Raw genomic sequence first — 20,294 nt, 5'->3', positions numbered from 1 at the left:
TTCTGCAAAGTATGAGTCAGGAAGAACTATTAATGCGAGAAATGATTACCATTGTTCTTTGGAACTGGTATATTTAGGGAGAGGTGTGAGATAATCTGGAAAACATTTATAGAAAATTAACCTAATATTCTGGAGATGAGTTTATGATTGATGTAAGACGACTAGAACTAGATAAATCCAAACGAACGATTGTTATTTCAGACATACACGCAAATTTAACCCTTTTCAAAAAACTTTTAACTAAATTGAAATATACAGAAGAGGATTATTTATTCATCAATGGTGATCTTTGTGAAAAAGGGCCAAAAAGTTTAGAAACAGTTGAGTTTGTTAAGAATTTATACGAAAAATCCAATAAGGTCTATATAACAAAAGGAAATTGCGATGTTGTCCATCGTTATGTTTTTGATGGGAGTGTTGGAATCATCCCATACATGAACAAACAAAAGAATTCTGTTTTAAATGAAATGCTCGCAATGCATTGTAAAACACTAGATAATTTCACCAATCTAGAAGAATTAGCTCAATTTTATCGCCAACATTTTCAGGATGAAATAGAGTGGATGGAATCATTACCGATTGCTTATGAAACAGATGATTTTATTATCATTCATGCGGGCATTGAAAACATAGAAGATTGGCATGAAACAGAAGAAAGCTTTGCTTTACATACTGAGGCATTTTATGAGAAAGCCCATTTAGCTAATAAAATCGTTATCGTAGGACACTGGCCTGCCGTTAATTATCGAGCAGCGCATATAAGTTCACATAATCCTGTCATTGATTTCGATAAAAAAATGATTGCTTTAGACGGCGGAAATCAAATAAAAAAAGATGGACAATTAAATGCTTTAATTATCGAAAATAACAACTATTCTTATACATATGTAGATGAGTTGACGCATGAAATGATTGTGCAAATAGAGCATAACGATCTTACGAAACGCGTTGGGACTGTGACATATCCAAATTACGATATGCAAACAATTAAGAGAGAGGAGTATTTTACACTTTGTAAAAATAGTAACTTAGGAATAGAGCAATGGATTAAAAATGAGTATTTAATGGCTGCTGAAGAGTCATCACAGTGCAAGACAGACCTAAGTACAACTTTTTCATCTGTCACACTGGGTGAAAAAGTATGGATTATTGACAATGATTGTGATGGATATACTCTTGTAAAGAAAGAGAATGGGGAAGTTGGATGGATACCGAAAAGTTGCTTTGTTGGGAATTAAAAAATAATTGGTTACTAGAAGAAAAAGAAGGTTTTAAAGGATGGGATTTTACTCGGTTAGATGGACGTTGGGAAGACGAAAAGATTCCATGGGATTATAAAGAATGGGTAATGAAACATCTAAAACCTGACCATAAATTGTTAGATATGGGTACAGGAGGGGGCGAGTTTTTATTAACATTAGGACATCCTTATGAAAATACTTTTGTAACGGAAGCCTGGGAACCAAATGTAAAGCTTTGCAAAGAAACGCTTGAGCCACTCGGTATATGTGTAAAACAAGCTTTTGAGGATGAAAAATTACCGTTCGAAGACTCTTCATTCGATATAATTATCAATCGCCATGAATCCTATCATATTAGCGAGATAAAACGGTTATTAAAACAAAATGGTCTATTTATCACCCAACCGGTTGGTGGAAAGAATAACGAATTTCTTTCAAAAACGCTGATTCCAAATTTCAGATCCTTGTATCCAGATTTATCACTCGATATTGAAGCAAAGAAGTTTAGTTCCGAAGGGTTTGATATTTTGTTTGAAAATGAATATTTTCCATTTCAACGCTTTTTTGATGTAGGAGCTATAGTGTTTTACGCAAAAATTATGGAATGGGAATTCCCTGGTTTTACGGTGGATAGTTGTTTTGATAGACTGTGCTCTTTGCAGGGAATCTTATCTGAACAAGGTTATATTGAGAGCTTTGAGCACCGATTTATGATTGTTGCACAAAATAATAAGTAATATTTCTTAGGATACGTAGTGAAAATACCAAGTTTTGAGCTAACTCAGAACTTGGTATTTTCAATTTATCATAGTGCAACAATTAGTTCTCTTCAGGTAACCATTTGGATAGAGCATGCAATTATTTTTAACTTTTTTAAAATGTCAACCATTCCTCGATATGTCCAAAATCATTAATGATAAATAAGTCTTCACTCACTTTTTCGATAAACATTTCTTCACATGTTCCGCACCATCATCTTTATCAGTAACTTTATATTATTCTTTCAAACCAAATGAAAACTCTGTTTGTTTTTCGTAATCTACTTAGCTTTCTTATTTTTCCGATTTAGAAGCTGCAACAATGAATGAATACCTAATTTAGCATCCGATTTGAAAACAATAGCATTTAATTCTAATTATTCTGCATAGACAGAATAATTAGTTCCTGTTAATATTAATCCGAATTAGTGAAAGTTTTACTAAATCTATTATTGTTATCGAGAGTTGTGTATGCGTATTCAAAAAATAGCATAAGAGATTGTGTGGTGTGTCATATGACATTTGCATTAGGTGTTGATATTGGATGTACAAAAATTGCAACCGTTTTAATTGATCGAGATGGTAAAATACATAGGCGTTAAGAAGTTGCAAGCGACCCTTCCGATAGAGAAAGGATGTTTGGACAAGTTATCAAGAGTATAGAATTTCCTTTTTCTGTGTATTTGCTGACAGGATTTATGCGCCCTATTCCGAAGGAGTTTGAAGAATCGCATCTATTGATGGAAGTGGCTATTTCCGTACGCTAATAAGCATATTTATTCCATTGACCAAACCGGGAATATTAACAGTTGTCATTTTCAATTTCTTTCCTTTTTGGAATGAGTATGCACTTGCACTAGTATTAATTTCAAGTGATAAAAAGAAAACAATTCCAGTAGGACTCGCAAATCTAATGGAAGTGCAGAAGTTTGCAACAGACTGGGCAGTGCTATTTGCAGGTCTTGTTCTAGTACTACTTCCGACAATTACTCTCTATACATTAACTCAGAAAAAATTGACAGATTGTATGTCAATGGGTGGGTTAAAAGGATAATCGAAGCTAAAAGGAGGAGAAAATATTGAAAAAAACAAAAGCTATCTTAATTGGTGCTGGTGATAGGGGTGCTAAGGCTTATGCACCTTATGCAATTGATTACCCGCATGAATTAGAATTTGTAGCTATTGCTGAGTTAAATAGCGAAAGAAGAGAAGCATTTGCGAAAAAATTTGCTCTTTCGGAGGAACAAAGTTACGCAACCTGGCAAGAAATGTTACAAGATGATATTGAGGCAGAAGTAGCGTTTATTTGTACTTTAGATCGAGAGCATTATGAGCCAACAATTAAAGCAATTGAAAAAGGCTATCATGTTTTACTGGAAAAACCAATGTCACCTGATCCACAAGAGTGTATTTCGATGGTGGAAATTGCGAAAAAGCACAATAAACTGCTGACAATTTGTCATGTACTTAGATATACACCATTTTGGCAAAACATTAAAACCATTATTAAGGAAGGGAAAATTGGAGATATTGTCTCTATTCAACTGAATGAGAATGTGGAAGTAATGCATATGTCACACAGTTTTGTCCGAGGAAATTGGAATAATAGCGATGTATCTAGTCCAATGATTTTGCAAAAGTCATGCCATGATATGGATATATTAATGTATTTGATGGATCAAAAATGTAAGCATGTTAGCTCTTTTGGATCTTTAATGCATTTTAAAGAGGCAAATGCACCGAAAGATGGGCCTTTACGCTGCTTAGATGGATGTCCTATCGAAAATGATTGTGCATTTCATGCAGGAAAATATTATTTAGGAGAAGGCAAAGGATGGGCGAAGAAGTTCACAATGGATCATTCACGTGAAGGTATCATTCACGCACTAAATACTACTTCTTATGGAAAATGTGTTTATCGTTCAGATAATAATGTTGTCGATCACCAAGTAGTAAATTTAGAATTCGAAAACGGTGCTACTGCAACATTTAGTATGTGTGGATTCACTCGTGAGCAAACACGTATTGTACAAATCATGGGAACAAAAGGTGAAATTAGAGGGAAAATGGATGAAGATACTATTTCCGTTTTCGACTTTTTAACAAAACATGAAACGATTACCCACTTAAGTAAACCGAAAAGCGGTCACGGTGGTGGAGATGAAGCGATCGTCAGAGACTTTTTGCGAGAAGTACGAAACTATCCAGGAGATGAAAGCAGATCATCTGCTGCGGTATCACTTGAGAGTCATTTACTGGCATTTGCTGCTGAAGCTTCAAGACGCCAAAATGGTAAAGTAATTCAAATCGCTAATTATTCGAATGAAGTTCTTTAATAGGAAATAAGAAAGATGTTGCGAGCAGTGTAGAATTTATATCAGTGCAAGGGAAAGATATATACATAAATAACGAGCCATCAGCTTATTTCCGGTGCAATTCATTATTTTAGAGTTGTACCTGAGTATTGGGTAGATTGATTGTTAAAGTTAAAAGCATGTGGCTTCAATTGTGTCGAAACATACGTACCTTGGAACTTGCATGAGCCAAAAGAAGGTGAATTTAATGTTGAAGGTATATTGGTGAATTAATATTGCCGAAACCTCATTCGTCAAAGTGTGAGAAAGTAAAGGAAGGATTTATGAATTAAAGAACAAACTCTATGAAAGCTTTATACATAAGCTTCCATAGAGTTTTTTGGTGCAACTGGTTTTCTTAACATAACCAAACAACATCCCACTACTTTTAATAGTCCTCTTCAAATCCCCTGATTGTACCCTTCTCTTACTTTTGACTAAAGCCTTTTATTTCAATTCATTTTGTTAAGGACAAATACTGAAAAAGCACCTTAATATAGTAATATTTCATTTTTTTGATTGCAGGGTTGACCCATCAACCTATCAAATGTATAATATTTTTATAGTCAGAAACTTCTGAATACCTGAAGTATTTGATCGCGAAAGGGGTTGAAATCTATCTTTTTGTAAAGAGTGATGAAGAGCGATTCAAGGTAATTTCGTTGTTTGGCTATGGAATTTTGAGAGATATACTACTCAGTAATTCGAAGAAGATAATTCAAAAGGGGTGAATGGTATGAGTAAAAAAATCAAGATATTAGGTATATTCATGTTAATTGGAATCTTACTATTGGCAGCATGCAGTAACGAGGCATCTTCTTCAGGTGGCAAGGACGAAAAAGTCACAATTAATTATTGGTCAATGTGGAACACAGGAGAGCCACAGCAAGTTGTTTTACAAGGAATTATTGATGCTTATGAAAAAGAAAATAAAAATGTGAAAATCGATGTACAGTGGATGGGTAGACAAGTTATGTCTGATGTTAGAAATGCAGCATTAGGCGGCGATGCTCCAGACCTTACAGAACAGTCAGGCGCGGAAGTGGCAGGAACTCTTTTAAAGAACAATCTAGCGGAGCCATTGGATACTTTGCTTTCAATGAAAATTCCAAATGAAGGAACTGTTTTTAAAGAAGTATTTATTGATGATGTCGTTTCGTTTTATGAGCAAGAGGGCAAGACATTTTTCATACCATATGAAATTATTAGTTCGGGTTTCCATTATAATAAAAACTTGTTTGAAGAAAATGGAGTTGAACCACCAAAAACATGGGATGAATTCCTTGCTGTGAGTGAAACAATGAAGAGTAAGGGCATTGCTCCATTTGCACAAGATGGTAATATCGATTTTTATAATGCTTACTACTATTACTGGTTAGTAGAACGGATTATGGGACCAGGTGCTTTGTTGGAAGCTGCTGGCGACAAAACAGGTGAAACATGGTTACAGCCTGGTTATTTAGAGGCAGCTCAAAAGCTACAGGAATTAGTAGATAAAGATTATTTTGCAGCAGGGTATGAAGGCAGTCAGTATCCAGCAGCACAAACATCGTGGGCAAAAGGCGATGCTGCTATGATTTTAAATGGTAGCTGGTTATCTAGTGAAACGAAGCAATACACGTCAGATGATTTTGCATATAGTGCATTTCCATTCCCGGAAATTGATGGTTCGAAGGGTAGCTACGACCAAGCGGAACTATATTTGATTGGTTGGGTAGCTCCAAAGGGAGCAAATGTTGACGCTGTGCAAGATTTCTTGGCATTTGCTATGCAGAAGGGCTATCAAGAAGGAATTGTTACGGATACAGGTAATATTAGTACAAGAAAAGATTTAGAAGCACCAGAAGCATTAGCGAGTTTCAGAGAAACTATTGTAAACGCTTCCTCGTATCATCCGGAATATGATGGTTTACAAGCAGAATACCCAGAATGGTGGAAAACTGTATTCCTTCCATTGGATGATAAGCTGATATTTGGCCAAATGAAGGCTGAAGAGTTTGTTCAAGAACTTAAAGTCCAAACAGAAAAGTATTGGTCTAAGCAATAAATGGAGAAAAAACAGGGGGATTTCCCCTGTTTTCTCTTATAAATCTAGCGGGGAAATGAAGGAGGGAAAGTAGTGAACAACGAGAAAAAGAAACTGATTATTCCATATTTAATTCCAGCTATGGCCTTATATCTTGTTTTCTTTATTGGGCCAGCGCTCTATGGTCTTTGGATAAGCTTTCACGATTGGAGCGGGTTTACTAAGGATATGGACTTTGTTGGTCTTAAAAATTATTTAAATATTTTTGAGGATCCAATCTATTGGCAGTCATTTAAAAACATGATGCTCATACTGCTTGTTGGCGGAATCTTTGTCTTTTTTATTGCTTTATTATTTACTTCTTTAATGAGTCAGGGAGTAACGGCGAAAAAGGCTATTCGTGCAATTATTTTCTTCCCGAATATTATAGCCCCAATTGCGTTAGCGATTGTATGGAACTATCTATATCGCTACGATATTGGATTTTTTAACTCGGTTTTAAAAATAGTTGGAATCGACCCAGTCAACTGGACCAGTCCCAATAATATTATGATGTCGGCAGTTATTTCAATTGTTTGGTACAGCACAGGATTTTACGCAATCATCTTATTAGGAGGAGTCGATAAAATTCCAAATACGTATTTTGAGGCAGCCCGAATTGAAGGTGCTTCAACATTTAAGATTTTCACAAAAGTGACGCTTCCTCTAATCTGGGATGTCTTTTCGATTGCGGTTATATTATGGGGCATAAATGCTATTCGTTTATTCGATTTCCTGTTTGCCTTTGGTGGGCCTGAACCCCCTTCACGTATGTGGAATACAGCAATGTATCAATACATATTAGGATTTGGACAACGGACGCCTATTTACCAGCTAGGCTACTCTAGTGCAGTCGCTGTATCAATGGTTGTCGTTGTGTTGATCTTTGTTATTACGGGAAGAAAGTTGTTTAAACGTGAAGTATATGAACTGTAATCTGTACTCGTCTATAAAAAGAAAGGTTGAATAAAGTGAAATCAAATGATCGAAGTATTTTACTAGTTATCGGTAAAGCTCTTTTATATATTTGGGTTATTTTTATTTTATTTGTACTAGGTTGGATAGTACTAGCCTCGCTAAAAACGAACCAAGAACTATTTGATGGTTTTTGGAAATTACCAGAAACATTGCAGTGGGGCAACTACTATACGGCTTGGGTGCAATCTGATTTAGCATCGTATTTCTTTAACAGCGTCATCGTTGTGACAGTCAGTGTATTAGGCATTGTTTTAGTAAGTGCACCGGCAGCTTACGTACTCTCAAGGTTTAAATTCTTTTGGAAAGAGCCTTTAACATTACTTTTTGTAATCGGGATTGGGATTCCGTATCAAGCAGTATTAATTCCTATTTATTTACTTTTGCTAAAAACAGGGTTAATCAATTCGCATTTGGGACTTATTATTGTGTATGTAGCACTGTCACTACCATTTACAATTTTTATTTTGACAGGATTTTTCCAAACGCTTCCTGCTGAGGTTGAGGAAGCTGCTGCCATTGACGGGGCTTCTGCAAACACTGTATTTTGGAAAGTCATGTTGCCTATGGCGCGCCCGGGATTAATAACTGTGACCATTTTAAATGCCGTATCCTTGTGGAATGAGTTCTTATTAGCTAAAGCTTATATAAATGTCAATGATAAATATACATTATCGGTTGGTTTATATCAGTTCTATCAATCCATGCAATACAATTCGGATTGGGTTAGCTTGTTCGCTGGGGTTGTTATTATAATATTCCCTATATTGATTTTCTTTTTATGGCTTTCTGATAGAATTATAGAAGGAATGACTGCAGGAAGCGGAAAATAATTTTAAGGTGGAGAAGGATATGGAGAAGTTAGATACGACTAGCTTTGTGCCATTGTATCAACAACTGAAGGATATTATTATTGAAAATATTGATAGAGGCGTTTGGAGTCCAGGAGACAAGATTTATTCTGAGCAACAATTGTCCGAGCAATTTAACGTGAGTCGCAATACATCGAAAAAGGCGATTGAAGATTTAGTACAGGATGGCGTCCTGTATCGCATTCAAGGGAAAGGGACTTTCTTAAGTTATCCGAAAATTGAACAATCATTATCGGCTTTTTATAGCTTTAGTCAGGTGTTAAAAGACAAGGGATTGAAGCCGAAAGATATTATTTTGAAGATAAAGGTAGAAAAGGCGACACATAAGGTAGCGAAAGCACTTCAAATTAGTAAAGGAGAAGAAGTGATTATGCTACAAAGGCTACGCTGTGTAAAGGACGAGCCAATTATATTGGAGTCTTCTTATTTCCCTAAAAAGTGTATTAGAGATATTGAAAAGTTGTCATTAGTTGGTGAAATCCCTTTATATGATATTTTGAGAAATGAATTCGATATTATTGTAAATTCAGCCAAGGAAACGTTTGAACCGATATTAATAAGTGAAGAAGCTACGTATTTAGAAGTAAAGCCAGGCTCACCTGCGTTATTACTCGAACGGGTTGCTTATGATCCATCGAAGGTGCCAGTAGAATTTTGTAAGTCCATTGTGCGTGGTGACCGTTGTAAATTTTACACAGAACTGATTTAATCTCTAAGGAGTTGAAGAAGTGGAATATATTGTAGCGGTAGATATTGGTGGAACGAAAATAGCTGCTGGCGTGCTAAACAAAGAAAATGTTTGGATGTCTGAGGTCAAGATAAAAAGTGATACGTCAAGTGCCAACAATATGTATGCTTCATTATTGGAAAGTATTCAAGAGGCGATTGACCAAGCAAATTTATCGAAAGAACAAATTACCGGCATAGGGCTTACAATACCAGGGCAATTAGATACGGAGAAGGGTTTGGCTATATATCAAAATAATTTGCCTTGGGAGAACTTTCCGGTGGGTGATAGATTAGCAAAGGAATTTCCAACCTACCAGCTAGCTTTTGAACATGATGTCGTAGCGGCAGCATTGGGTGAATGGTCAGTTAGGAACTTAACAGATGAACTATTTGTTTATATCACTGTGAGTACTGGCATTTGCGCGAGCATTATTCATCAAGGAAAGCCCTTACGAGGATTAGGACTTGCGGGTGAAATTGGCTTTTTCCCTGTTCATGAAGGTCAAGTACTAGAAAACTATGCTTCTGGCTCTGCAATGGAAAGAGCACTGAAGTTAGGTGATCCCAACTGTACGTTAGCAGATTCTTTTAAACGTTGGAAGCAAGGCGACAAGGATTTAGATTCCTTTTTTCAAGATAGAGCCTATCAACTAGCCGTTGCTATTTTTAATGTGACAGCCGTTCTTGATCCAGACAGGATTGTCTTGGGAGGCGGGGTCATTAATAATCAGGAAAGTTTCTTTAAGCTTATCAAAGATCATTATCAATCATTGTGCAAGCATCCTCTTCAGAAAAATTGGCCCACTAGAATCGAGCTAAGTACATTGAAGGGAAAATCTGGCCTTTTTGGTGTAGCAATGAAGGCAAGTGTCTCTATTTAATGCTATGAATTGAGCTAGTTGCTAGGTACGAAATATCCAATTGGAGTTTCTTAAAAAAATAAGTGGTTATGACAACATGACCAGGCGCTATTAGAATTTTTAAAAAACGGAGGCGTAAAATTGTTTAATCTAACACCAGAACAAATTATCGACAATAATGCGGAACATACGACGAGGGAGATACATCATCAACCAATAGTATGGCAGGAATTGATGAAGGACTTTTTGGAACAACAAGCTACATATAAAGAATTTCTAGCATCTATTTACAATAAGCATGATCATGTGCGTATTATCTTAACAGGTGCGGGTACATCTGCATTTGTGGGCGATACATTAGTTCCAGAATTATCTAGACATAATCGAAAGAATGTTCAGTTTGAATCTATTCCAACAACTGATATTGTTTCAAATCCAACGGCTTACTTATATAAAGATACACCGACAATCCTAGTATCATTTGCACGCTCTGGCAACAGTCCAGAAAGTGTTGCGACCGTTTCATTAGGACAGCAGATTGTGACGGACTTTTATCAAGTAGTTATTACTTGTAATAAGGACGGACAATTAGCAAAAAATATTCAAGGTGATGCTAATTGTATGACATTGCTTATGCCAGAAAAATCGAATGACCAATCGTTAGCGATGACGAGCAGTTTCACAAGCATGATAATCGCTGCTTATGCGTTATTTACGGAAGAAGTTTTTACACCAGCAGTTGCCCAACAAGTGATTGATTGTGCACAGACATTAATTGACAAGCTTGGTGACTCGGTTGATGCAGTACTTGGATTTGAATTCGAACGAATTGTCTATTTAGGTTCAGGTCCACTTGCTCAACTGTCACATGAAGCAGCTTTGAAAATGCTTGAACTATCGGATGGGCAAGTTGTTGCGATTCATGAATCGTCACTTGGTTTTCGTCATGGTCCTAAGTCGATTTTGAATGACAAATCAGTGGTAGCGTTATTTATGTCGCAAAATCCTTACACTAGAAAGTATGACTTGGATATTTTACGCGAATTAGCAGCAGCGAAATCGGGTATGAAAATTGTCGCACTAACAGAAAAAAAAGATGAAGAAGTTGAGAAGTTGGCGGATTGGGTCGTCACGGTGAATGCAGGAAGAGAAACACTTGGTAATGACTTTAACCTGGCTGTCTTATATGTGATTTTTGCGCAAGCATTGGCGTTGAAAAAATCGATTAAATTAGGGATTACACCGGATAATCCAAGTCCAGATGGCGCAATTAGTCGAGTTGTCAAAGGTGTAACGATTTACGACTATCAAAATTAATCAATCTGCAATTATTCTACTGTGATAACTAGGAGGAAATAGGATGGGATACGTGCATAATACGAAAGATATGCTTATTAAAGCTAGAAAAGAAGGATATGCTGTTCCAGCGTTCAACATTCATAATCTCGAAACGATTCAGGTTGTCGTGGAGGCAGCTGCTGAATTGCGATCGCCTGTCATTTTAGCGGCAACGCCAGGAACAATGGTTTATGGTGGACGCGAATATATTCAAGCCATTGCAGAGATAGCGGCAAAAACCAATGATATTCCAATTGCCTTACATTTAGACCATCATGAAACAGTGGATTCGATTGTAGAATCACTTGAATTAGGCGTTAAGTCGGTCATGGTAGATGGTTCACACGGTTCTTTCGAAGATAATATTGCGATTTCCAAAGAAGTTGTAGAACAAGCACATCGTTATGGAGCTACAGTTGAAGCAGAGCTTGGAAAATTAGTTGGACAAGAAGACGATTTGATTGTTGAGGCGGCAGATGCGGCTTATACAGACCCGGATACTGTTCAAGAGTTTGTCGAACGAACAGGTATTGATTCGTTAGCAGTTGCAATTGGTACTGGTCACGGTTTATATGAAACAGAACCTAATCTTGATTTTGAACGTCTTGAGAAAATCAAAAATTTAGTTGATATTCCACTGGTGCTTCATGGTGCTTCAGGTATTTCTAAAGAGGATGTTCGGAAATGTATTTCACTGGGCTGTGCTAAAGTAAATATTTCGACTGAGCTTAAAATTCCTTTTTCAAATGCATTACGCAATTACTTGGTAGCCAATCCAAATGAGACGGATACGAGAAAGTATATGACACCTGCGAAGGATGCAATGAGTGCGGTTGTTAAAGAGAAAATTATGATGTGTATGAGTGACGGTAAAGCATAACAATGTGATGGAGTGGGGTTTTATTCCCACTCCATTTGACTATCTATAAGAAAAGGTGGATTACTAATGATTTTAACAATTACATTAAACCCAGCTGTCGACATTAGTTATAAGCTGGAACATTTCTTTTTAGATACGGTCAATCGAGTGGATCATGTGTCTAAAACAGCAGGGGGAAAAGGATTGAACGTAGCTCGAGTTTTGCAGCTGTTGGACGAAGATGTAGCTGCATCGGGATTTTTAGGTGGCAGTTTGGGTGGTTTTATCCGCACACAAATAGAGTCCTTAGGTATTCAAGACTTTTTTGTGCAAATCGCAGATGAGACGCGCAATTGTATTGCGGTAATTCATGAAGGAAAACAGACGGAGATATTAGAGAGTGGACCAGTCATAGTGGACAAGGAAGCTATGTTATTTTTAGAGAAATTCACTGATTACGTTCAACTAGCTGATATCGTGACGCTATCGGGGAGTTTACCAAAAGGACTAACCGCGGACTTCTATGTAGAAATGGTGAAAATCTCTACGCAGAATGGTGCGAGGGTGTTACTCGATTCAAATGGGGCTTTGTTAGATGCGATATTAACAAGTAGTTATAAGCCTTATTTCATCAAGCCAAATGAGCAGGAACTCGCAGATTTAGTAGGTGAACAAGCTCTGGATGAAACACAAATTATGGCAACACTTGCATCATCTCTGTTTGCAGATATTTATTGGATTGTTGTAACACTTGGGGCTGATGGGGCAATTGTCAAACATGGTGATACTTTTTACAGGGCAAGAGCACCGAAAATTGAGGCGATCAATCCAGTGGGTTCAGGAGATTCAGTTGTTGCGGGGTTTGCAGCAGGCTTGGCTCGTGGTTTAATGGATGAAGACTTGATTAAATTCGGTCTGTCTATGGGTGTACTCAATGCAATGGAAGAAAAGACAGGGCATATAAATGTAGAAAAAGTAGAGTGGGCTGTTGAACAAATGCAAGTGGAAAAAATAAAGGGATGAATCAGACAGGAGGAGGCTATTGATGAGAAACTTGTTTCTACTAAATGCAACTATTGTATTGGAAGATAGTATTTTGCAACAAGGATTCATACATATCAAAGCAGACAAAATTGAGTCTGTCGGGGAAATGGCTAATTGTCCATCTATTTCTGATGCTGATCAAGTATTCGATTGTACAGGAAAGCAATATGCGATGCCAGGCATGATAGATATTCACGTTCACGGTGCGGCAGGCTTTGACTTTATGGATGGTAGTCACGAAGCATTTGAACGAATTGCGATGGCTTTAGCGAAAGAGGGAACTACTTCATTCTTGGCAACGACGATAACAAATCCGATTGAGCATACTGCAGTTACACTAAAAAGCCTGGAGAATTACTGCGCGCAAAGCAGTGGTTTAGGCGTAGCCGAAATGCTTGGAATTCATTTGGAAGGGCCATTTATAAATAAAAAACAAAAAGGTGCGCAACCTGAAAGTGCTATTATTCCGCCGAATTCTAAAGTTTTTAGGGAATGGCAGGAGTTATCTGGGAATGCAATTAAAGTCATCACCTTTGCTCCAGAGCTTGACAATCAATTTGAATTGTTAGCAGAGCTTAAAAAGACCGGCGTGATTGCATCAATGGGACATACCAATGCATCGTATGGTGAAACAATGGATGCAATTGATCATGGAGTCAGCCATGCAACCCATTTGTTTAACGGCATGAAGGGTATGCATCACCGTGATCCAGGCGTTGTCGGAGCTGCGCTGTTACATGATGACGTTCATGTTGAAATTATTCCAGATGGTATTCATTTTCATCCCGATTTACTTAAGCTAATTGTGAAGATGAAGGGGCTTGAAAATGTCCTAGCTATCACAGATGGTATGCGTGCAAAAGGCATGCCGGATGGAGAATATGATTTGGGTGGTCAGCAAGTGACGGTGCGTGAAGGAACGTGCGTATTATCTGCGAGTGGTTCTTTGGCAGGCAGTATCGTAACGATGAATCAAGCTCGATTGAATCTTACCAAGTGGCTAAACTTGTCTATTCATGAACAAATTCAAATCACCTCGGTCAATCAAGCAAAGCGTTTAGGTTTATCGGGTCGTAAAGGCTCAATAAAGGCTGGGAAGGATGCTGATATTGTTGTCCTAGGTCGAGATGGTGAAGTGGAGTTAACAATTTGTAGAGGTTCAATTGCATATGAGCGTATTGGGGCATTTGTATGATGATTGATCAATTACGTAAAATCTACCCTTCACTGATTAGTTATTCCGAAGGGCAGAATCAGTTAGAACGTACATATAAATGGTTTGTGATGGATGACAATGAGATTATTGGCATTCATGAGGAGGAGTTAACGGCTAAAGATGCATCCGTTTTGGCTACTTTTTTGTTGCCTTATCAAATACATTTCCATGTACTTACTGCTGAAGAACAACAGTGGAGTAAAGTCATTTACTCCACTGAATCAAATGTTGCCTCTGAATTAAAATTGGCTAGTCATTATCGTTTCGTCTATTTTTCGATTAAAAAAAATGAAATCGATCCGATTGTTTTTAAAAATGCGATCCAGGAACTTTTTGCTAAACCAGTTCCCATCCTATGGGTCAATGGTTTTGAAGGGATCATTATTGAAGAACAGACCGTTTCTGATGAAAGTATTTCTTATGAGCAGATTATTGATGTTTTAATGAGTGATTTATATGTCAATATCAACTTCTTTGTGGGTCCTAATCGGAAAGGTTTGGAAGGAGTTAGCCAACATTATAATTCATTATTAACGGCTGCTAAAAGCGTATTCGTTAATTCAAATAAGAGGGTTGTCACGTATATTGAGGCAGTTCCATATTTATTAATTAACCAAACAGAACAAAATTTCCGTTCTGATATTAGTAAAACGATTTTGCAAGAATATAGGGATGACGAAGAAACCCTAAAAATGATTGAAGCGTTTGTCCGGTGTAATTTAAACTTATCGGAAACTTCTAAGGTACTGCATATGCACCGCAATAGTTTACAATATCGCTTGGATCGTTTTTTTGAGAAAACAGGCATAGATGTCCGGCAATTTCATCAGGCCATTACAGTATACTTAGCGTTATTAGCAAGAAAGTAACGCTGTTCGGTATACATGTAAATTTGCACGAAGACAATCCGAATCTTTGTGCATGTTCACTATTATTCGAATAGTCTAACTATTATATACTATTACTAGTTAGTGAAAGCACTTACATACTAGGAGGGAATACAATGGCAGATTTGCAATTAAAGAATATTAAAAAGATCTATGATAAAAATGTTGTTACCGTTCATGATTTCAATTTGGAAATTAGAGACAAGGAATTTTTAGTATTAGTTGGTCCGTCAGGTTGTGGAAAATCTACGACACTTCGGATGATTGCTGGCTTGGAAGAAATCTCAGGTGGAGATCTTTTCATCGGCGGTAAAAGAGTGAACGATGTGCCACCAAAAGATCGAGACATCGCAATGGTATTCCAAAACTATGCACTTTACCCACATATGAACGTTTACGATAATATGGCATTTGGTCTGAAGCTTCGTAAATTTAAAAAAGATGAAATCAAAAAACGAGTAGATAATGCTGCAAAAATTTTGGGGCTTGAGGATCTTCTAACTCGTAAGCCAAAAGCTCTTTCGGGTGGTCAACGTCAGCGTGTTGCTTTAGGACGAGCTATTGTTCGAGATGCTGAAGTATTTTTAATGGATGAGCCATTATCGAACTTAGATGCTAAGTTAAGGGTACAAATGCGTACAGAGATTCAAAAACTGCATAAGCGACTGCAAACAACTACTATTTATGTAACCCATGACCAAACAGAAGCAATGACAATGGCAACGCGCCTCGTTGTGATGAAGGATGGACTTATTCAGCAAATAGGTGCACCTAAAGAAGTGTACGATGAGCCAAACAATGTTTTTGTTGGTGGATTTATCGGTTCCCCTGCAATGAACTTTTTGAATGGTAAATTAGAAGGGAATTATTTTGTTATGGGAGATTTGAAAATTCTTGTTCCTGAAGGGAAACAGAAATTGCTTCGTGAACAAGGTTATGTTGGTAAAGATATTATTCTCGGAATTCGTCCAGAAGATATTCATGATGAACCTTTATTCATTGATTTTACGCCTGAAACAAAAATCAATGTGTTGATTGAAGTTGCTGAATTAACGGGATCAGAAATTATGCTTTATTCTAAAGTAGCTGGTCAAGATTTTGTTGCACGTGTTGATTCACGTTTCAACGTGGATGCAGGAGAAATAGTAGATTTAGCGTTTGATCTTAATAAAGCACACTTTTTCGATAGTGAATCAGAATTACGAATTAAATAAGTGAAACTAAACTGTAGAAAATCGTAAATTATACGAATTTTCTACAGTTTTTTAATTTTCGAATAATTCTATTGATTCTATAATATTTAAATGATACATTCTAAATATATCGAATCATAGGGGTGAAGAGATGGATGTTTTAAGTGCTACAAGTAGAAAGAGGGAAACGTATCAAGTTCAATTACAATATTCAGTGTTGTGGGAATGTGCGTTGGGGATAGCAGCAATAACGAATACACCAATTTTTAAAACATTAGAAAAACCAGTAGAATATTGGCAAGGTATAAAAGAGTCTCTACCAACTGGCCTATTAGTTGAATTAGATTTTGTAGAAAACAAAAATACTTGGAAAGCTTTACTTCAACTGCTCCATAAAAAAGATTTCACTGATCTAACAGAGTTTACTTCCTATATTCGGAATCTTTCAATGAGAGACTTTACATTTATTTGCTTGCCGTTTATCGGAAGAAATTTCCAAGAATTAAGGGGAAGTGCATCATTAGGTCAGGAATCGGCAATTAAGGAAATGATGAAAATTACAAAGGATCATTTATTTTTTCCTCACTATATTGAATTCATTTGCCAAGCTAATGGAAAGCGCTTAAAAGATCATCTTATTAATGTGATGACCGGTTGGTATGAAGCAGTTGTAAAGAGTGATTCCAAGAAACTTCATTCAATCTTGCAAACTGATTATGTGATGAGGAGCAAGATGATAGACAGAATGTCCTCAGAAGAATTGGTCGAATGGGCAACAGGGGGCATAGTGTATATGCCAGAACCTAGTGTTCATAATGTTCTCTTAATCCCTCAATACATCTATCGACCATGGACTATAGAGGCAGATATAGAAGGAACTAAGGTTTTTTACTATCCAATAGCAAATGAAAGTATTACTCCAAATGACCGGTATACTCCAAATAACTTTTTAGTACTAAAGCATAAAGCTTTGGGCGATGAGGTTCGTCTACGAATTGTTAAATTACTTTATGAGCAGGATCGTACATTGCAGGATATTACCGAGCAATTAGATATTGGCAAATCTACTATCCATCATCATCTTAAAGTTCTGAGAGCAGCAAAATTAGTGGAGATTTTAGATGCAAAATATTCATTAAAAACGAAAGCCATCGATATGTTATCGAAGGAAATGGGGCTTTACTTTGAACAATAATATGGAAAGTAAAGGGTTATGGTGGAATCGACCTTTTATCATTGTATGGATTGGAAATGTGATTTCTGAACTTGGAGGTGCCTTTGGAACTTTTTGTAACTCTATTCTAATATATCAGCTGACCAATTCCTCCATGGCTTTAGGAAGTATGTGGTTATTATATTTTATACCATCTCTCATTCTTCAATTGTTTATTGGTCCCTTTATTGACCTTTGGAGTCGGAAGTGGATTATGGTATTTTCGCAATGGACTCGGGGGTTAATCTAAGTGAGCAGTGGGGAATACGTCCGCTTTACTTTTTAATTGGCTCCATTATTTGTACTGTGTCTATATTAGGAATTCTTCTTCCTTATTTTCGGTTTATGGATGACTCTTCTATTAATAATGATATTACATCCTAATATGGATAGCTTAGCGTTGTTCAGTTAGTTAGTATACTTTTGTATACTATAATACTTTAAAGTGCGTACTATTGAAATTACTGCTTATAAATTATAATGACAGTAACATAGTAAAGGAGGAATAGAGTAAGCATGAATAATGTGAAACCTCGTGACATACAAAAAGTTTGGACAGTAAACGAACGAAAAGTTAGTAATATTCATAGTGCGGGAGCAGTTCTGGAACCTGGATACTGGGAAGATTTCGATCCCTTCTTATTATTAATGGAAGATAAATTTGAAAAAGGGGCATTCGACGTACACCCACACCGTGGTATGGAGACGGTGACATTCGTTATCGATGGGACAATAAATCATTATGATAGCGCGACTGGTGGGGGTGGTAAATTGCAAAAAGGAGATTTGCAATGGATGACTGCTGGAAGAGGTGTTGTTCATAATGAATCACCAGATGATGGGGAAATGGTCCATCTTCTTCAACTTTGGGTGAACCTACCGCGTAAAGATAAAATGACTGCGCCACGTTATCAAAACATGCATGCAAAAGATATGCCTGTTCGTCAAGAGGAAGGTGCTTTGATACGAGTATATTCTGGTTCTTCCAGGGATGTTGTGTCTAATACACTCAATTATGTACCAATCACATTTGTAGAAATGGTAGTAGAAAGTGGATTTTCAATCAGTCAAGACTTACCAGGGAGTTACAACGGTTTTATTTATGTTTTAGAAGGTAGCGGTACTTTTGGGGAAAATAAAGTGGAAGCTAAAAAAGGGCAAGCCTTGTGGTTAGAAACTGCCGTTGAATCAGACATGAGTAGTATAAACGTTTCTGCAAATGAAAAATTGCGTTTAGTATTATTTGCTGGCGAGCCCTTGATGGAGCCGGTAGTTGCAAGAGGTCCATTTGTTATGAATACAGAAGAAGAAATAACGCAAGCTTATGCGGATTATAGAAACGGCAAATTTATTACACAAAACCAATAAGTTTTCGACGCAATTTAATATTTCAATATACCAATGAAGAGAAAGAGTTGTCTACAGTGTCTTTGTAAAAAGACTTTGAGATAGCTCTTTTGTGTTTATTGGATAACTGCATGATGTTTAATAAAAGCCTGGAGAATATGGACATTGAATAAAGGTTAAATTATTAGCAGGACATAATACGTTTTATCTAGAATTAACAATGAAAGGATGTGAACTCTTTCATGAGACCAATTCGAGAAAATTGCTCGGTGCAGTAGTAATCTGATAGCAGATTGTACCGAGGTGAAATGGATGCTATTAGATATGCTGCACCTTTCTGATTTTATCAAATGAAGAAAAGGAGTAGTTGTTATGAATGGTATAGAATTAAAAAATAGATGGTTAGATGAGGAAAGAAAAAGCTTTAAAGGTTGGGATTTTAGTCATTTAAATGGTCGCTGGGGTGAAGAAGAGCTTCCATGGGATTATAAAGAGGTTATAATGAAATATTTAAAGCCTGAACAAAAATTGTTAGACATGGGTACAGGTGGGGGAGAGTTTCTACTAGCGCTGGGTCATGCATATGAAAATACTGCTGTAACAGAAGCGTGGGAACCTAATGTAAAGCTTTGCCAAAATACTCTTGAACCTCTTGGTATATGTGTAAAACAAGTTTTTGAAGATGATCAGTTACCATTTAATGATAATGCGTTTGATATTATCATAAATCGTCATGAATCCTATGATGTAAGAGAAGTAAAAAGGATATTAAAAAAAGATGGTCTATTTATCACCCAGCAAGTCGGCGGGAAAAATAACGAGTTTCTTTCAAAAGCTTTGATTCCAGATTTCAAACCGCTATATCCCGATCTATTACTCCGAATTGAGACGGAGGTATTTATAACAGAAGGATTTTCCATTTTGCTTCAAAAAGAATACTTTCCGTATCTGCGTTTTTTTGATGTAGGGGCTATTGTCTTTTACGCAAAAATTATGGAATGGGAATTCCCAGGGTTTTCGGTAGAAAATTGTTTTGAGAGATTATTTGAATTGCAAAAAAAACTCTCCAAACAAGGTTATTTGGAGAGTTTTGAGCACCGATTTATCATAGTTGCACAAAATATTTAACCTTCTTTGAGATAGATACCAAATTCTGAACGAATTAGGAATTTGGTATTTTCTTTTTACCCTGTTAAGTCTTCTTCCTATTTTCTTGATTCCCTGTCTTAATGTCTTATCTTTGATTATCAACAAAACTTTTTCAATATAGGTACCCACTAATTTACAGCTAAATAGTGGACTCTGAGGATCGATTTATCATTGAAATTGCTAATACGCTAATT

Annotated in this window: 19 protein-coding genes and 2 pseudogenes; all 21 read left to right on the top strand. The window is 36.7% G+C overall.

The window, feature by feature from the left end:
- Positions 1-143 precede the first annotated feature (143 nt).
- Positions 144-1,238 carry a metallophosphoesterase gene (locus tag MHH81_RS10470; protein WP_340920849.1) on the top strand — a complete coding sequence of 365 codons (1,095 nt, stop codon included), beginning with the start codon at positions 144-146 and terminating at the stop codon, positions 1,236-1,238.
- A complete protein-coding gene (locus MHH81_RS10465) occupies positions 1,205-1,978 on the top strand; it encodes a class I SAM-dependent methyltransferase (protein WP_340920847.1) in 774 nt (257 codons plus the stop codon). The genes MHH81_RS10470 and MHH81_RS10465 overlap by 34 nt, the downstream gene beginning before the upstream one ends.
- A gap of 805 nt (positions 1,979-2,783) precedes the next feature.
- A complete protein-coding gene (locus tag MHH81_RS10460; RefSeq protein WP_340920845.1) occupies positions 2,784-3,053 on the top strand; it encodes a hypothetical protein in 270 nt (89 codons plus the stop codon).
- 25 nt (positions 3,054-3,078) lie between these two features.
- On the top strand, positions 3,079-4,335 hold the full coding sequence (locus tag MHH81_RS10455; RefSeq protein ID WP_340920841.1) for a Gfo/Idh/MocA family protein: 1,257 nt from the start codon (positions 3,079-3,081) through the stop codon (positions 4,333-4,335).
- A 69-nt stretch (positions 4,336-4,404) separates the two neighbouring features.
- A pseudogene (locus tag MHH81_RS10450) lies at positions 4,405-4,575 on the top strand (beta-galactosidase); the annotation flags it as partial.
- 514 nt (positions 4,576-5,089) lie between these two features.
- A complete protein-coding gene (locus tag MHH81_RS10445) occupies positions 5,090-6,400 on the top strand; it encodes an ABC transporter substrate-binding protein (protein ID WP_340920838.1) in 1,311 nt (436 codons plus the stop codon).
- A gap of 72 nt (positions 6,401-6,472) precedes the next feature.
- Positions 6,473-7,354, top strand: a complete 882-nt coding sequence (locus MHH81_RS10440; protein ID WP_340920836.1) for a carbohydrate ABC transporter permease — start codon at positions 6,473-6,475, stop codon at positions 7,352-7,354.
- A 35-nt stretch (positions 7,355-7,389) separates the two neighbouring features.
- Positions 7,390-8,226, top strand: coding sequence for a carbohydrate ABC transporter permease (locus MHH81_RS10435; protein ID WP_340920834.1), 837 nt, complete (start codon positions 7,390-7,392; stop codon positions 8,224-8,226).
- A 19-nt stretch (positions 8,227-8,245) separates the two neighbouring features.
- Positions 8,246-8,974, top strand: coding sequence for a GntR family transcriptional regulator (locus MHH81_RS10430; RefSeq protein ID WP_340920832.1), 729 nt, complete (start codon positions 8,246-8,248; stop codon positions 8,972-8,974).
- A gap of 19 nt (positions 8,975-8,993) precedes the next feature.
- Positions 8,994-9,875, top strand: coding sequence for an ROK family protein (locus tag MHH81_RS10425; RefSeq protein ID WP_340920830.1), 882 nt, complete (start codon positions 8,994-8,996; stop codon positions 9,873-9,875).
- Positions 9,876-9,995: 120 nt separating this feature from the next.
- Positions 9,996-11,171: an SIS domain-containing protein gene (locus MHH81_RS10420; RefSeq protein ID WP_340920827.1), complete on the top strand. Its 1,176-nt coding sequence runs from the start codon at positions 9,996-9,998 to the stop codon at positions 11,169-11,171.
- A gap of 43 nt (positions 11,172-11,214) precedes the next feature.
- Positions 11,215-12,072, top strand: a complete 858-nt coding sequence (locus tag MHH81_RS10415) for a tagatose-bisphosphate aldolase subunit GatY (RefSeq protein WP_340920825.1) — start codon at positions 11,215-11,217, stop codon at positions 12,070-12,072.
- Between the two features lie 66 nt (positions 12,073-12,138).
- Positions 12,139-13,074 (top strand): hexose kinase, encoded by a 936-nt coding sequence (locus tag MHH81_RS10410; RefSeq protein ID WP_340920820.1) that lies wholly within the window; start codon positions 12,139-12,141, stop codon positions 13,072-13,074.
- 22 nt (positions 13,075-13,096) lie between these two features.
- Positions 13,097-14,290 carry an N-acetylglucosamine-6-phosphate deacetylase gene (gene nagA, locus MHH81_RS10405; protein WP_340920817.1) on the top strand — a complete coding sequence of 398 codons (1,194 nt, stop codon included), beginning with the start codon at positions 13,097-13,099 and terminating at the stop codon, positions 14,288-14,290.
- Entirely contained in the window at positions 14,287-15,180 is an 894-nt protein-coding gene (locus MHH81_RS10400) for a PucR family transcriptional regulator (protein ID WP_340920815.1), read from the top strand. The genes nagA and MHH81_RS10400 overlap by 4 nt, the downstream gene beginning before the upstream one ends.
- Before the next feature lie 134 nt (positions 15,181-15,314).
- Positions 15,315-16,412, top strand: coding sequence for an ABC transporter ATP-binding protein (locus MHH81_RS10395; protein WP_340920812.1), 1,098 nt, complete (start codon positions 15,315-15,317; stop codon positions 16,410-16,412).
- Positions 16,413-16,542: 130 nt separating this feature from the next.
- Positions 16,543-17,586 carry an ArsR/SmtB family transcription factor gene (locus MHH81_RS10390; RefSeq protein ID WP_340920810.1) on the top strand — a complete coding sequence of 348 codons (1,044 nt, stop codon included), beginning with the start codon at positions 16,543-16,545 and terminating at the stop codon, positions 17,584-17,586.
- A 1-nt stretch (position 17,587) separates the two neighbouring features.
- Positions 17,588-17,851, top strand: a pseudogene (locus MHH81_RS10385) (MFS transporter); the annotation flags it as partial.
- Positions 17,812-17,988 (top strand): hypothetical protein, encoded by a 177-nt coding sequence (locus tag MHH81_RS10380; protein WP_340925370.1) that lies wholly within the window; start codon positions 17,812-17,814, stop codon positions 17,986-17,988. The pseudogene MHH81_RS10385 and the gene MHH81_RS10380, both read left to right, overlap by 40 nt.
- Before the next feature lie 132 nt (positions 17,989-18,120).
- Positions 18,121-18,972 carry a pirin family protein gene (locus tag MHH81_RS10375; RefSeq protein ID WP_340920808.1) on the top strand — a complete coding sequence of 284 codons (852 nt, stop codon included), beginning with the start codon at positions 18,121-18,123 and terminating at the stop codon, positions 18,970-18,972.
- A gap of 351 nt (positions 18,973-19,323) precedes the next feature.
- Complete coding sequence (locus tag MHH81_RS10370) at positions 19,324-20,079, top strand: class I SAM-dependent methyltransferase (RefSeq protein WP_340920805.1); 756 nt, start codon at positions 19,324-19,326, stop codon at positions 20,077-20,079.
- The last annotated feature ends 215 nt before the right edge of the window (positions 20,080-20,294 follow it).

This window comes from Psychrobacillus sp. FSL H8-0484, from assembly GCF_038005325.1.
In the GTDB taxonomy this organism is placed as follows: Bacteria; Bacillota; Bacilli; order Bacillales_A; family Planococcaceae; genus Psychrobacillus.
The sequence above is the reverse complement of the archived record's forward strand: the minus strand, read 5'-3'. Positions and strand labels throughout refer to the sequence as shown.